Origin of the sequence: Pseudomonas sp. 24 E 13, assembly GCF_900004715.1 — a bacterium.
Classification (GTDB): Bacteria; Pseudomonadota; Gammaproteobacteria; order Pseudomonadales; family Pseudomonadaceae; genus Aquipseudomonas; species Aquipseudomonas orientalis_A.
This window is the reverse complement of record NZ_CVTO01000152.1, coordinates 1-14,192: the sequence shown is the minus strand read 5'-3', so window position 1 is coordinate 14,192 and position 14,192 is coordinate 1. Positions and strand designations below refer to the sequence as shown.

The following is a 14,192-nucleotide window of genomic DNA, read 5'->3' as shown; positions in this document are numbered from 1 at the left end:
TCTGCGCAGACACCTTGCTAACGGCCGCCGGGGGATTAAGCTGAGCGCCGTTTTTGCCTATCGGAGTGCCCTATGTCCCGTCGTTTGCCATTGATCCTGCTGCTTATCGCCCTGCCATTATGGTTGGCGGCCAGTTATGCCGCGCGGTATGGCTTTATGGAGGATGGGCAGTGGGTCGGCATTTGTGCTGATGAAGCCAGCCGCTGGGAATGCCAGGTGCGTTCGAACCTGGGGTTGATGATTCATTTCAAGGTGCTGGGTTGGGCGGCGTTGATCACGTCGGTGCTGGGGTTTTGCGTGCCGGACCGTGCGGGGTGGGGCCTGGCGGTGTTGGGGTTGGTGTTCGGGGTGCCGGCGTTGGCGTTGTACAACACTACGTTTGCGGTGTTTGCGGTGGTGATTGCGGGGTTGCGGTTGGTCAGGAAGCCTCGCGCCGTCTGACAGGGCCAATCGGGGGCAAGCCCCCTCCCACAGGGGAACGCATTCCAAATGTGGGAGGGGGCTTGCCCCCGATGGCGGTGTTAGGCCTTGCGCACCCGCAAACAACGGCACAAAGCCACAACCATAAGCACGCTCACCACCGCCCACCCCCAAGCCTGCTGATTCAACAAGCCTTCACGGTACAACTGCGGCGCAATGCCGGCACCGATGATAAAGGCCAGCAGCGCAATCTCCCGACGCGGCCCGGTGACCGGGCGCACCAGGTACACCAGGGCCGGCAGTACCAGCGCCGCGCTTGGGAAGCTGCGATAACGCGGATCGAACACCAACGCGAGCATCATCACAGCGCCGGCAAACCCGGCAATCGCCACCAGCCAGCCCGCCCGTTGCTCCAGCCAGTTGAATGCCCGCTCACGCCAGCCATCACGGGCGCCGAGCGCCAGTGCGGCGTGGGCCAGTACCAGCAGGTTCAATACCAGCAGCAAGCCGGCCCACACCCACTCATCATTAAAACGAGCAGTCACGCGGGTCAGTTCAGCCCAGGTGCCGATGGAGCACGCCGCGATCGCGCCGAGCCATGGCAGTGCAAGGGCTGCGCGGGTTGTACGGACTCGTCCGCCCAGTACCAACGTCCCCAACAGAATCATCCCGCCGACGCCCAGCCATAGCGGCCAGTACGGCACATTGGTCACCGGCCCTGCGAGGATGCCCTTGTCCTGACGGTCTGCATCGAACAGCCCCCAATAACCGCCCACGGCCCCTTCACTGGCGCGTTTCCACGGCTGGTCAAAGGCTTCGATCAGGTTGTAGCGCCAGCCATTGGCTTCGGCCATGGCGACAAAGCCACGCATGAACCTGGCTTCATTGACCCGGCTCGGCACGGCGGTTTCGCGCTGGCGTCCTTCACTGGGCCAGCCGGTTTCGCCGATCAGAATGTCCTTGGGCGCAAACTTATGGCCGAAGGTCTGGCGTACATCGCCTACATGCTTGAGCGCCTGGTCGATGCCGGATGGCTCATCTTCCCAGTACGGCAGCAGGTGGATGGTCAGGAAGTCCACCGCCGGGGCGATTTCCGGGTGCTGCAGCCAGAATTCCCACACATCGGCGTAGGTGACCGGTTGCTTGATCTGGCGCTTGACGGTCTGGATCAGCGTCACCAGCTGTTTAGCGGTGACCTCTTTGCGCAACAGCGCTTCGTTGCCGACGATAACCGAGGTCACCACGTCCGGGTTGGCATTGGCGGCCGTGATCAACTCGTCGATTTCCTTTTGAGTCGCCACCGGGTCGCTGCTCACCCAGGCCCCGGCCATCACCTTCAGGCCATGCTTGCGCGCCATCTGCGGCAACGCTTCGAGGCCGGTCATGGAGTACGTGCGAATGCATTCAAAGCGTGTGGCCAGCAGGGCCAGGTCGGCGTCCATGCGCTCGGGACGCAGCTGGAAGGGCTGGTCGAACGGCGATTGGTCCTTGTCGAACGGCGTATAGGACGCACATTGCAGCTTGTGGCTGGCGCTCGCCACATCCGGCAGCACCACCGGCCGGCCGAGGCCATACCAGTAGCCGACAAGGGCGAGCACACCCAGGATCAAAGCAAGAAAATAGGGCAGGGCGGGGAAGCGGGCAGTCGCGGGCATGGTTGGCTTATCTGGGAGAGCAAAGGCGCGCATCTTACCCGGATTTGGCGCGTGCCAGTGCGGCTGCATAATTTTGACATGCAAACTTCGGGCGTGATTCTGACGATAACTCCTACAAAACGTCCTGCTGGCGATGTGATGTCGTTTCCTGCTCAACCAAGGTCGCTGACAGAGCAGGGTAAAGGCCTCGGCAGGTTGATGATAAAACCGTCAGTACTCCACTGATGCCTCAGCGACCGGATCGATGCGCGTGAAGGGGGCGCGGTGCACCGTATAACAACAGGTTGACGTCGCTCGGCATTCGTCGGGCGCAGCACTTTCGGGGAAGTAATATGAAGATGCGACGACTCTTGGGCGCAGCTGCCACTCTGGTAGTTGCGATGGGCTCCACACTGGCCAGTGCCGACAGCAAAACCCTGAGCATCGGCTATGTGGATGGCTGGTCCGACAGCGTGGCCACCACCCATGTGGCGGCTGAAGTGATCAAGCAAAAGCTCGGCTATGACGTGAAGCTGCAAGCGGTCGCCACCGGGATCATGTGGCAGGGTGTGGCCACCGGCAAGCTCGATGCCATGCTGTCCGCCTGGCTGCCGGTGACCCACGGCGAATACTGGACCAAGAACAAGGACAAGGTGGTCGACTACGGCCCCAACTTCAAGGATGCGAAAATTGGCTTGATCGTGCCGGAGTACGTCAAGGCCAAGTCCATCGAAGACCTCAAGACCGACACCACCTTCAAAAACAAAATCGTCGGCATCGACGCCGGTTCAGGCGTGATGCTCAAGACCGACGAGGCCATCAAGCAATACGGGCTCGACTACAAACTGCAAGCCAGCTCGGGCGCCGCAATGATCGCCGAACTGACCCGCGCCGAAGACAAGCAGGATTCCATTGCGGTCACCGGTTGGGTGCCGCACTGGATGTTCGCCAAGTGGAAACTGCGTTTCCTGGATGACCCAAAAGGCGTTTATGGTGCTGCTGAAACCGTCAACAGCATCGGCAGCAAGGGCCTGGAGGCGAAAGCGCCGGAAGTGGCGGCTTTCCTGAAGAAATTCCAGTGGGCCTCCAAGGATGAAATCGGTGAAGTCATGCTGGCGATCCAGGAAGGTGCCAAGCCGGACGCAGCGGCCAAGGATTGGGTCGCCAAGCACCCTGAGCGCGTCGCCGAGTGGCTCGCTAAGTAAATTCCCCGATGTACCTTGTGGGAGGGGGCTTGCCCCCGATGGCGGCATGTCAGTCACAGCTATTTTGACTGACCCACCGCTATCGGGGGCAAGCCCCCTCCCACATTGATTTTTGTCCCCCGCAAATCTTCCTGTGTTCTCACAATCCCTCGCTACACTCGATCTAAGACTAAGGTCGTCTGGAACCTGTTCCGCAGCCGCATACAGTGGCCATGTTCCAATAATAAAAAAGCTGTGCTGCGAGGATAAAAACAATGAACGACAGCATTTACCTCTCGATTCAAAACAGCCCGCGTTTCAAGGAGCTGGTCAGGAAAAGGGAAAGGTTCGCCTGGATTCTCTCGGCGATCATGCTAGGGCTTTACTCCGGATTCATCCTGTTGATCGCCTACGGGCCCCAAGTGCTGGGGGCCAAGCTCAGCCCTGGTTCATCCATCACCTGGGGCATCCCCATCGGGGTCGGGCTGATTGTCTCGGCCTTCATCCTCACCGGCATCTATGTACGACGCGCCAACGGCGAATTCGACGACCTGAACAATGCGATTCTCAAGGAGGCTGCGCAATGATCCGTCGTCTATTGGCTGTATTCGGCGCTTCAGTCTTTGCGCCCGCCGTTTGGGCGGCCGATGCATTGACCGGTGAAGTGCACAAGCAACCGCTGAATATTGCAGCGATCCTGATGTTCGTGGCCTTTGTCGGCGCGACGTTGTGCATCACCTACTGGGCCTCCAAGCGCAACAACTCGGCGGCCGACTACTATGCGGCCGGCGGCAAGATCACCGGTTTCCAGAACGGCCTGGCGATTGCCGGCGACTATATGTCGGCCGCGTCCTTCCTGGGGATTTCCGCGCTGGTGTTCACCTCCGGCTATGACGGCCTGATCTACTCGATCGGCTTCCTGGTGGGCTGGCCGATCATTCTGTTCCTGATCGCCGAGCGCCTGCGTAATCTGGGCAAGTACACCTTTGCCGACGTGGCGTCCTATCGCCTGGGCCAAACCCAGATCCGCAGCCTGTCGGCCTGTGGCTCGCTGGTGGTGGTGGCTTTCTATTTGATTGCGCAGATGGTCGGCGCAGGCAAGTTGATCCAGCTGCTGTTCGGCCTCGATTACCATGTGGCGGTGATCCTGGTGGGCATCCTGATGTGCCTGTACGTGCTGTTCGGCGGCATGCTGGCGACCACCTGGGTACAGATCATCAAGGCAGTGCTGCTGCTGTCCGGCGCCTCGTTCATGGCGCTGATGGTGATGAAGCACGTCAACTTCGACTTCAACATGCTGTTCTCCGAGGCGATCAAGGTTCACCCTAAAGGTGAAGCGATCATGAGCCCCGGCGGCCTGGTGAAAGACCCGATCTCGGCGTTCTCCCTGGGGCTTGCCCTGATGTTCGGGACTGCGGGCCTGCCGCACATCCTGATGCGCTTCTTCACCGTGAGTGACGCCAAGGAAGCGCGTAAGAGCGTGCTGTATGCCACCGGCTTTATCGGTTACTTCTATATCCTGACGTTCATCATCGGTTTTGGCGCGATCCTGCTGGTCAGCACCAACCCGGCGTTCAAGGACGCGGCCGGTGCTCTGCTCGGCGGCAACAACATGGCGGCGGTGCACCTGGCCAACGCGGTGGGCGGCAGTATCTTCCTGGGCTTCATCTCGGCCGTGGCCTTCGCCACCATCCTTGCGGTGGTTGCCGGCTTGACGCTCGCAGGTGCCTCGGCGGTGTCCCACGACCTGTACGCCAGCGTGATCAAGAAAGGCAAGGCCAACGAGAAGGACGAGATTCGCGTGTCGAAGATCACCACCATCGCCCTGGCGGTGTTGGCTATCGGCCTGGGGATTCTGTTCGAAAGCCAGAACATTGCGTTCATGGTCGGCCTGGCGTTCTCGATTGCCGCCAGCTGTAATTTCCCGGTACTGCTGCTTTCCATGTACTGGAAAAACCTCACCACCCGTGGCGCCATGATTGGTGGCTGGCTGGGCCTGGTCAGTGCCGTGGGCCTGATGGTGCTGGGTCCGACCATCTGGGTCTCGATCCTGCACCATGAAAAAGCCATCTTCCCGTACGAGTACCCGGCGCTGTTCTCGATGATCATTGCGTTCGTCGGTATCTGGGTCTTCTCCATCACCGACAAGTCGGCGGCGGCGGAGAAAGAGCGTGCGCTGTACTTCCCGCAGTTTGTGCGTTCGCAGACGGGGCTGGGGGCGAGTGGGGCGGTTAACCACTAAGCTTTTAGAGGGATAAGAAATGCCCCGGTCGAAAGGCTGGGGTATTTTTTTTGTCTGGGGGTTTGTGGTGTCTGGTCTGGCCTCATCGGGGGCAAGCCCCCTCCCACATTTGACTGTATTCACACGTTCAGATGTGTGAACCCACTCCAGTGTGGGAGGGGGCTTGCCCCCGATGAGGCCAGCTCAGACGACACAAATAAAAACGGCCTCCACTAAGGGAGGCCGTTCTCAGTACAGCGTGCAGCTAAATGCTTACTTGCGATCTTCCAGCTTGGTGATATCACGCGACTCGTAGCCGGTGTACAACTGGCGCGGGCGGCCAATCTTGTACGGGCTCGAGAGCATTTCCTTCCAGTGGGAGATCCAGCCCACGGTCCGCGCCAGGGCGAAGATCACGGTGAACATGCTGGTGGGAATGCCGATCGCCTTGAGGATGATCCCCGAGTAGAAGTCGACGTTCGGGTACAGCGAGCGTTCGATGAAGTACGGGTCGGTCAGGGCGATCTCTTCCAGGCGCATGGCCAGTTCGAGTTGCGGATCGTTCTTGATGCCCAGTTCCTTCAACACTTCGTCGCAGGTCTGCTTCATGACTGTGGCGCGCGGGTCGCGGTTCTTGTAGACCCGGTGACCGAAGCCCATCAACTTGAACGGGTCGTTCTTGTCCTTGGCCTTGGCGATGAATGTGTCGATGTTCGAGACATCGCCGATTTCATCGAGCATGGTCAATACGGCTTCGTTCGCACCGCCGTGGGCAGGGCCCCACAGTGCGGCGATACCGGCGGCGATACAGGCGAACGGGTTGGCACCCGAAGAGCCCGCCAGACGTACGGTAGAGGTGGAGGCGTTCTGTTCGTGGTCGGCGTGAAGGATGAAGATCCGGTCCATGGCCTTGGCCAGCACCGGGCTGATCGGTTTGATCTCGCACGGCGTGTTGAACATCATGTGCAGGAAGTTTTCCGCGTACGTCAGGTCGTTGCGCGGGTACATCATGGGTTGGCCCATGGAGTACTTGTAAACCATTGCGGCCAGGGTCGGCATCTTGGCAACCAGGCGGATCGCGGAAATTTCGCGATGCTGCGGGTTATTGATGTCCAGGGAGTCGTGATAGAAGGCCGACAGGGCGCCGACCACGCCGCACATGACGGCCATCGGGTGGGCGTCGCGACGGAAGCCGTTGAAGAAGGTCTTCAGCTGCTCGTGAACCATGGTGTGGTTCTTCACGGTGCTGACGAACTGGGCTTTCTGCTCGGCTGTTGGCAATTCGCCATTTAGCAGCAGGTAGCAGGTTTCCAGATAGTCCGACTGTTCGGCGAGTTGCTCGATCGGGTAGCCGCGGTGAAGCAGAATGCCATTATCGCCATCGATATAGGTGATCTTCGACTCGCAAGAGGCGGTCGACATGAAGCCTGGGTCGAAAGTGAAACGGCCCGTGGCCGTCAGGCCCCGTACGTCGATAACATCGGGACCAACGGTGCCGGTTAAAATGGGCAGCTCGACGGGGGCTGCGCCCTCGATGATCAACTGCGCTTTTTTGTCAGCCATGTGGCCTCCTATTTATGCTTCAAATCATCAGACAGGCCCCCCACGCAGGGCCCGCACCACTATAGTGAGATAAATTCAGATGTCAATTTGCCTAAAGTCTTGCTCCAGAAGGCTTTAACCGTACTTTTTCGTCGAAATTGCCTGCCATTTACGCCTTTTATCCCGTCAGCGCAATCAGCTATTAGGGTGAGGTGTGCGCGTTGTCATTAGTAACCTAACTGTCTATACTCGGCCACCGACCGCCAAGGGCTTTTGGGCTTGCTTTCATTGGGGGTCGCACTCCCTGGGTGGTGCTTACCTGACCAGTCGCACTCCCCAACAACTTTGCCCTGATTGTTAGGGGCTCTTCAGTGTGAAAAAAAGCCGTGAATAGCCAACGACCTGTAAACCTAGACCTAAGGACCATCAAACTCCCCATCACCGGCGTTACGTCGTTCCTGCACCGTGTTTCCGGCATCATCCTGTTCCTGGGCCTGGGCATCATGCTTTACGCATTGAGCAAATCCCTGGGTTCCGAGGAAGGTTTTGCCGAGGTGAAGGCAACCTTGACCAGCCCGCTGGCCAAGTTCGTAGCATGGGGCCTCCTGTCCGCTCTGCTGTATCACCTGGTAGCCGGCGTGCGCCACTTGATCATGGATGCGGGTATCGGTGAGACGCTCGAAGGCGGCCGCCTGGGCTCGAAAATCATCATCGCCATTTCCGTGGTGCTGATCGTTCTGGCAGGAGTTTGGATATGGTAACCAGCGTAACGAATCTGTCGCGTTCGGGCCTCTATGACTGGATGGCACAGCGTGTGTCTGCGGTCGTTCTCGCGGCTTATTTCATTTTCCTGATCGGATACCTCGTCGCAAACCCGGGCATCGGCTTTGAGCAGTGGCACGGCCTGTTCGCCCACAATGCGATGCGAATCTTCAGCCTGCTGGCCCTTGTCGCCCTGGGCGCTCACGCCTGGGTCGGCATGTGGACCATCGCGACCGACTACCTGACGCCAATGGCGCTGGGCAAGTCCGCGACCGCAGTCCGTTTCCTCTTCCAGGCAGTATGCGGCATTGCGATGTTCGCTTACTTCGTCTGGGGTGTGCAGATTCTTTGGGGTATCTGATTCATGGCTAACATTCCAACTATTTCATTCGACGCCATCATTATTGGTGGCGGCGGTGCCGGCATGCGCGCTGCGCTGCAGCTGGCCCAGGGTGGCCACAAGACCGCCGTGATCACCAAGGTGTTCCCGACGCGTTCGCACACTGTATCGGCCCAGGGTGGCATCACCTGCGCCATCGCCTCCGCCGATCCGAACGATGACTGGCGCTGGCACATGTACGATACCGTCAAGGGTTCCGACTACATCGGTGACCAGGACGCTATCGAATACATGTGTCAGGAAGGCCCGGCTGCGGTGTTCGAGCTGGACCACATGGGTCTGCCGTTCTCCCGTACCGAGCAAGGCCGTATCTACCAGCGTCCATTCGGCGGCCAGTCGAAGGATTACGGTAAAGGCGGGCAGGCTGCCCGTACCTGCGCCGCGTCCGACCGTACCGGTCACGCGCTGCTGCACACCCTTTATCAGGGCAACCTGAAAGCCGGTACCACGTTCCTGAACGAGTACTACGCTGTCGATCTGGTGAAGAACGGCAAGGGCGAGTTCGTCGGCGTCATCGCCATTTGCATCGAAACCGGTGAAACCACCTACATCCGCGCCAAGGCTACCGTGCTGGCGACCGGCGGTGCAGGCCGTATCTACGCGTCCACCACCAATGCCCTGATCAACACCGGTGACGGCGTCGGCATGGCCCTGCGTGCAGGCGTGCCGGTACAGGACATCGAAATGTGGCAGTTCCACCCGACCGGCATCGCCGGCGCCGGTGTACTGGTGACCGAAGGTTGCCGTGGTGAAGGTGGCTACCTGATCAACAAGCACGGCGAGCGTTTCATGGAGCGTTATGCTCCGAACGCGAAAGACCTTGCCGGTCGCGACGTTGTGGCCCGTTCGATGGTTAAAGAGATCATCGCCGGCAACGGCTGTGGCCCGAACGGCGACCACGTACTGCTCAAGCTCGATCACCTGGGCGAAGAAGTGCTGCACAGCCGTCTGCCAGGTATCTGCGAGCTGTCCAAGACCTTTGCTCACGTTGACCCGGTGGTTGCTCCGGTTCCGGTGGTTCCGACCTGCCACTATATGATGGGCGGCGTGCCGACCAACATTCATGGCCAGGCCATCACCCAGAATGCCGAAGGCGTGGACGAGATCATTCACGGCCTGTTCGCAGTAGGCGAAGTGGCTTGCGTATCGGTTCACGGTGCCAACCGCCTGGGCGGCAACTCGCTGCTCGACCTGGTGGTATTCGGCCGCGCTGCCGGCCTGCACCTGGAAAAAGCCCTGACCGACGGCATCGAATACGATGACGCCACCGACGCCAACATCGAAGCCGCCCTGGCGCGCCTGAACGCTCTGAACGAGCGCACTGACGGCGAAGACGTGGCAACCCTGCGTCGCGAGCTGCAAAGCTGCATGCAGAACTACTTCGGTGTGTTCCGTACCGGCGAATACATGCAGAAGGGTATCGCCCAGTTGGCCGACCTGCGCGCACGCATCGCCAACGTCAAGATCAACGACAAGAGCCAGGCGTTCAACACCGCTCGGATCGAAGCCCTTGAGCTGCAGAACCTGCTGGAAGTGGCTGAAGCGACGGCGATCGCCGCCGAGGTTCGCAAGGAATCCCGTGGTGCTCACGCCCGTGAAGACTTTGAAGACCGCGACGACGAGAACTGGTTGTGCCACACCCTGTACTTCCCGGGTGACAAGCGCGTGACCAAGCGTGCCGTGAACTTCTCGCCGAAGACGGTGCCGACGTTTGAACCGAAGATTCGGACTTACTAAGGGTGGCTGCCATGTTGAAAGTCAGTGTTTATCGCTACAACCCTGATCAGGACGCCGCGCCGTTCATGCAGGAATTCCAGGTCGATACCGGCGGTAAAGACCTGATGGTGCTGGATGTATTGGCACTGATCAAAGAGCAGGACGAAGGTTTCTCCTATCGTCGCTCTTGCCGTGAAGGTGTGTGCGGTTCCGACGGCATGAACATCAACGGCAAAAACGGCCTGGCGTGCATCACGCCGCTGTCGGCCGTGGTCAAGGGCAACAAGCTGATCGTTCGTCCACTGCCAGGTTTGCCGGTTATCCGTGACCTGGTCGTCGATATGAGCATCTTCTACAAGCAATACGAGAAAGTTAAGCCGTTCCTGCAGAACGACACGCCGGCTCCGGCCATCGAGCGTCTGCAGTCCCCGGAAGAGCGCGAAAAACTCGACGGCCTGTACGAGTGCATCCTGTGCGCTTGCTGCTCGACGTCGTGCCCGTCCTTCTGGTGGAACCCGGACAAGTTCCTGGGCCCGGCTGCGCTGCTGCAAGCCTACCGCTTCCTGGCAGACAGCCGTGACACCAAGACGTCCGAGCGTCTGGCTTCGCTGGATGACCCGTTCAGCGTATTCCGCTGCCGCGGGATCATGAACTGCGTCAACGTATGTCCCAAAGGCCTGAACCCGACTAAGGCCATTGGTCACATCCGTAACATGCTGCTGCAGAGCGGCGTGTAACTGACGTTGCAGTAAAAGCAGGACCGTTGTGCCCGTAAATGCTGCGGCGCAGGCTTCAACCGGCGCCGTAGTTTTAACTTGAGCAGCGACTTACAAAGCCGCGGCTCTTATTTTGAAGAAATGAGACAAGCAGGGGCATTCGGGTTGGTACCCGAACTATCAGCGTGATCCTAGTGGCTTGTTCTGGTCGCTGCACTTGGCCTTTTGCAAGCAAACTCGGTGTTTTCGCCGGTGGTGTCCCCAAATCGAGGGTGACCAAGCATGCAAGAAAGCGTGATGCAGCGCATGTGGAACAGCGGCTATCTTTCAGGTGGTAACGCTGCCTATGTGGAAGAGCTTTATGAGCTCTACCTGCACGACCCTAACGCTGTGCCAGAAGAATGGCGCACCAAATTTCAGACGTTGTCTTCAGACGGCAACGCTGCCACCGATGTATCGCATGCTGCGATTCGCGATCATTTCGTGTTGCTGGCAAAGAACCAGCGCCGCGCCCAACCGGTTTCCGCCGGCAGCGTGAGCAGTGAGCACGAGAAGAAGCAAGTTGAAGTACTGCGACTGATCCAGGCTTACCGGATGCGCGGCCACCAGGCGGCCCAGCTTGACCCGCTGGGGCTCTGGCAGCGTCCTGCACCTGCTGACCTGTCGATCAATCATTACGGCTTGACCAATGCCGATCTTGATACGACCTTCCGTGCCGGCGACCTGTTCATCGGCAAAGAGGAAGCGAGCCTACGCGAAATTCACGAAGCGTTGCAGCAGACATATTGCCGCACCATCGGCGCCGAGTTCACGCACATCACCGATTCCGAGCAGCGTCATTGGTTCCAGCATCGCCTGGAAGGCGTGCGTGGCCGTCCGGTCTTGTCTGCCGATGTGCGCAGCCATCTGCTTGAGCGCGTGACCGCCGCTGAAGGTCTCGAAAAATACCTGGGTACCAAATACCCGGGCACCAAGCGTTTCGGCCTGGAAGGCGGCGAGAGCCTGATTCCGATGCTCGATGAGCTGATCCAGCGTTCCGGTTCCTATGGCACTAAGGAAGTCGTGATCGGCATGGCTCACCGTGGTCGCCTGAACGTGTTGGTCAACACCTTCGGCAAGAACCCGCGCGAGTTGTTCGACGAGTTCGAAGGCAAGAAGAAGGTCGAGCTGGGTTCCGGTGACGTTAAATATCACCAGGGCTTCTCGTCCAACGTGATGACCACCGGCGGTGAAGTTCACCTGGCCATGGCATTCAACCCATCCCACCTGGAAATCGTTTCCCCGGTGGTCGAGGGGTCGGTGCGTGCGCGCCAGGATCGTCGTAACGACGCTACCGGCGAGAAGGTCCTGCCGATTTCCATCCACGGTGACGCGGCATTCGCCGGTCAAGGCGTGGTCCTGGAAACGTTCCAGATGTCGCAGACCCGCGGCTTCAAGACCGGCGGCACGGTTCATATCGTCATCAACAACCAGGTTGGCTTCACCATCAGCAACCCGCTGGATGCGCGCTCTACCGAGTACGCTACCGACGTTGCCAAGATGATCCAGGCGCCGATCCTGCACGTGAATGGCGATGATCCGGAAGCCGTACTGTTCGTGACCCAACTGGCTGTCGACTACCGCATGCAATTCAAGCGTGACGTGGTCATCGACCTGGTGTGCTACCGCCGTCGCGGTCACAACGAAGCGGACGAGCCAAGCGGCACCCAGCCGTTGATGTACCAGCAGATCACCAAGCAGCGCACCACCCGTGAGCTGTACGCCGAAAGCCTGACCAAGGCCGGCGTGCTGGATGACGCGCGCGTCCAGGCGAAGATCGACGAATACCGCAATGCGCTGGATAACGGCCTGCATGTGGTGAAGAGCCTGGTCAAGGAACCGAACAAAGAGCTGTTCGTTGACTGGCGTCCGTACCTGGGCCACACCTGGACTGCGCGCCATGACACCAGCTTCGACTTGAAGACGTTGCAGGAGTTGTCTGCCAAGTTGCTGGAAATTCCTGAAGGGTTTGTGGTTCAGCGCCAGGTTGCGAAGATCTACGAAGACCGTCAGAAAATGCAAGCCGGCGGCCTGCCGATCAACTGGGGTTACGCCGAAACCATGGCGTACGCGACCCTGGCGTTCGAAGGTCACCCGATCCGCATGACCGGCCAGGACATCGGCCGCGGTACGTTCTCGCACCGTCATGCTGTATTGCACAACCAGAAAGACGCGGGCACCTACATCCCGTTGCAGAACCTGTACGAAGGCCAGCCACGTTTCGACCTGTACGATTCGTTCCTGTCCGAAGAAGCCGTGCTGGCGTTCGAATACGGCTATTCCACCACCACGCCTAACGCGCTGGTGATCTGGGAAGCCCAGTTCGGCGACTTCGCCAACGGTGCCCAGGTGGTTATCGACCAGTTCATCACCAGCGGCGAGCACAAGTGGGGCCGTCTGTGCGGTCTGACCATGCTGCTGCCACACGGTTATGAAGGTCAGGGCCCCGAGCACTCCTCGGCCCGTCTGGAGCGTTACCTGCAGCTGTGCGCCGAGCACAACATCCAGGTGTGCGTGCCGACGACCCCGGCGCAGATCTACCACTTGCTGCGTCGCCAGGTGATCCGCCCGCTGCGCAAGCCACTGGTCGTGCTGACTCCGAAATCGCTGTTGCGTCACAAACTGGCCGTTTCGACCCTGGAAGATCTGGCCGAAGGTTCGTTCCAGACCGTTATTCCGGAAATCGATACGCTGGACGCCGCCAAGGTCACTCGCCTGATCCTGTGCAGCGGCAAGGTCTATTACGATCTGCTGGAAAAACGCCGTGCCGAAGGCCGCGAAGACATCGCCATCGTGCGTATCGAGCAGCTTTACCCGTTCCCGGAAGATGACCTCATGGAGATCATCGCGCCTTACACCAACCTCACGAATGTGGTGTGGTGTCAGGAAGAACCGATGAACCAGGGCGCGTGGTACAGCAGCCAGCATCACTTGCGTCGCAGCATCGGCAACCACAACAAGGCCCTGGGCCTGGAGTATGCCGGTCGTGATGCGTCTGCTGCACCTGCCTGTGGTTATGCGTCGATGCACGCCGAGCAGCAGGAAAAACTGCTGCAAGCTGCTTTCACTGTTTAACGCCTTCGCGCTGACTGAAACCGAATTTTAAGGACCTACAGATAATGGCTATCGAAATCAAAGCCCCGTCATTCCCGGAATCGGTTGCCGATGGCACCGTTGCCACCTGGCACAAGAAACCAGGCGAGGCCGTCAAGCGTGACGACCTGATCGTCGACATCGAGACTGACAAAGTCGTGCTGGAAGTGCTGGCCGAAGCCGACGGCGTGCTGGGCGCAATCGTGGCCGAAGAGGGCGCTACCGTCCTGTCGAACCAGGTACTGGGCTCGATCGAAGAGGGCAGCGCTGCTGCTCCTGCTCCTGCCGCCGCCGCTGCACCGGCTGCCGCTTCCGCACCTGCCGCCGCTCCGGCTGCGGGTGGCGAAGATCCAATCGCTGCACCGGCTGCTCGCCAGCTGGCTGAAGAAAACGGTATCAACCTGGCGTCCATCAAGGGCACCGGCAAAGACGGCCGTGTCACCAAGGAAGACGTGGTGGCTGCGG

12 protein-coding genes are annotated in these 14,192 nt (G+C 59.6%); 10 read left to right on the top strand and 2 right to left on the bottom strand.

The window, feature by feature from the left end; genetic code table 11:
* Positions 1-72: 72 nt before the first annotated feature.
* Positions 73-441, top strand: coding sequence for a hypothetical protein (locus BFP90_RS22745; RefSeq protein ID WP_065898034.1), 369 nt, complete (start codon positions 73-75; stop codon positions 439-441).
* 80 nt (positions 442-521) lie between these two features.
* On the opposite strand, the gene BFP90_RS22740 is transcribed toward BFP90_RS22745, so the two are convergent.
* Entirely contained in the window at positions 522-2,075 is a 1,554-nt protein-coding gene (locus BFP90_RS22740; protein ID WP_065898033.1) for a glycoside hydrolase family 17 protein, read from the bottom strand.
* Positions 2,076-2,407: 332 nt separating this feature from the next.
* On the opposite strand from BFP90_RS22740, the gene BFP90_RS22735 reads away from it, so the two are divergent.
* From BFP90_RS22735 to BFP90_RS22725, 3 genes are all read left to right on the top strand, one after another.
* Positions 2,408-3,259: a glycine betaine ABC transporter substrate-binding protein gene (locus BFP90_RS22735; protein ID WP_065894784.1), complete on the top strand. Its 852-nt coding sequence runs from the start codon at positions 2,408-2,410 to the stop codon at positions 3,257-3,259.
* A gap of 254 nt (positions 3,260-3,513) precedes the next feature.
* On the top strand, positions 3,514-3,825 hold the full coding sequence (locus BFP90_RS22730) for a DUF485 domain-containing protein (protein WP_057014105.1): 312 nt from the start codon (positions 3,514-3,516) through the stop codon (positions 3,823-3,825).
* Entirely contained in the window at positions 3,822-5,480 is a 1,659-nt protein-coding gene (locus tag BFP90_RS22725; protein WP_065898032.1) for a cation acetate symporter, read from the top strand. Before BFP90_RS22730 ends, BFP90_RS22725 begins: the two co-directional genes overlap by 4 nt.
* 252 nt (positions 5,481-5,732) lie before the next feature.
* Here the strand turns inward: BFP90_RS22725 and gltA are convergent, their stop codons facing one another.
* Entirely contained in the window at positions 5,733-7,022 is a 1,290-nt protein-coding gene (gene gltA / locus BFP90_RS22720; RefSeq protein ID WP_003233249.1) for a citrate synthase, read from the bottom strand.
* Between the two features lie 365 nt (positions 7,023-7,387).
* Here gltA and sdhC point away from each other — a divergent pair, with 365 nt between their 5' ends.
* The 6 genes from sdhC to BFP90_RS22690 form a co-directional block, all read left to right on the top strand.
* Positions 7,388-7,762, top strand: coding sequence for a succinate dehydrogenase, cytochrome b556 subunit (sdhC, locus tag BFP90_RS22715; protein ID WP_065884229.1), 375 nt, complete (start codon positions 7,388-7,390; stop codon positions 7,760-7,762).
* A complete protein-coding gene (gene sdhD, locus BFP90_RS22710; protein WP_065884231.1) occupies positions 7,756-8,124 on the top strand; it encodes a succinate dehydrogenase, hydrophobic membrane anchor protein in 369 nt (122 codons plus the stop codon). Before sdhC ends, sdhD begins: the two co-directional genes overlap by 7 nt.
* Before the next feature lie 3 nt (positions 8,125-8,127).
* Entirely contained in the window at positions 8,128-9,900 is a 1,773-nt protein-coding gene (gene sdhA, locus BFP90_RS22705) for a succinate dehydrogenase flavoprotein subunit (RefSeq protein ID WP_065884233.1), read from the top strand.
* Positions 9,901-9,911: 11 nt separating this feature from the next.
* Positions 9,912-10,616, top strand: a complete 705-nt coding sequence (locus BFP90_RS22700; RefSeq protein ID WP_003172807.1) for a succinate dehydrogenase iron-sulfur subunit — start codon at positions 9,912-9,914, stop codon at positions 10,614-10,616.
* Positions 10,617-10,877: 261 nt separating this feature from the next.
* Positions 10,878-13,709 carry a 2-oxoglutarate dehydrogenase E1 component gene (locus BFP90_RS22695; RefSeq protein WP_065894785.1) on the top strand — a complete coding sequence of 944 codons (2,832 nt, stop codon included), beginning with the start codon at positions 10,878-10,880 and terminating at the stop codon, positions 13,707-13,709.
* A gap of 44 nt (positions 13,710-13,753) precedes the next feature.
* Positions 13,754-14,192 (top strand): E3 binding domain-containing protein (locus BFP90_RS22690; protein ID WP_176718066.1); only part of this gene is annotated, 439 nt, incomplete at its 3' end.

Bases quoted from the DNA above. Each gene is read 5' to 3' on its own strand.
- BFP90_RS22730 (WP_057014105.1), top strand. From the start codon at position 3,514: ATGAACGACAGCATTTACCTCTCGATTCAAAACAGCCCGCGTTTCAAG.
- BFP90_RS22700 (WP_003172807.1), top strand. From the start codon at position 9,912: ATGTTGAAAGTCAGTGTTTATCGCTACAACCCTGATCAGGACGCCGCG.
- BFP90_RS22745 (WP_065898034.1), top strand. From the start codon at position 73: ATGTCCCGTCGTTTGCCATTGATCCTGCTGCTTATCGCCCTGCCATTA.
- BFP90_RS22740 (WP_065898033.1), bottom strand. From the start codon at position 2,075: ATGCCCGCGACTGCCCGCTTCCCCGCCCTGCCCTATTTTCTTGCTTTG.
- gltA (WP_003233249.1), bottom strand. From the start codon at position 7,022: ATGGCTGACAAAAAAGCGCAGTTGATCATCGAGGGCGCAGCCCCCGTC.
- sdhD (WP_065884231.1), top strand. From the start codon at position 7,756: ATGGTAACCAGCGTAACGAATCTGTCGCGTTCGGGCCTCTATGACTGG.
- BFP90_RS22725 (WP_065898032.1), top strand. From the start codon at position 3,822: ATGATCCGTCGTCTATTGGCTGTATTCGGCGCTTCAGTCTTTGCGCCC.
- BFP90_RS22695 (WP_065894785.1), top strand. From the start codon at position 10,878: ATGCAAGAAAGCGTGATGCAGCGCATGTGGAACAGCGGCTATCTTTCA.
- BFP90_RS22735 (WP_065894784.1), top strand. From the start codon at position 2,408: ATGAAGATGCGACGACTCTTGGGCGCAGCTGCCACTCTGGTAGTTGCG.
- sdhA (WP_065884233.1), top strand. From the start codon at position 8,128: ATGGCTAACATTCCAACTATTTCATTCGACGCCATCATTATTGGTGGC.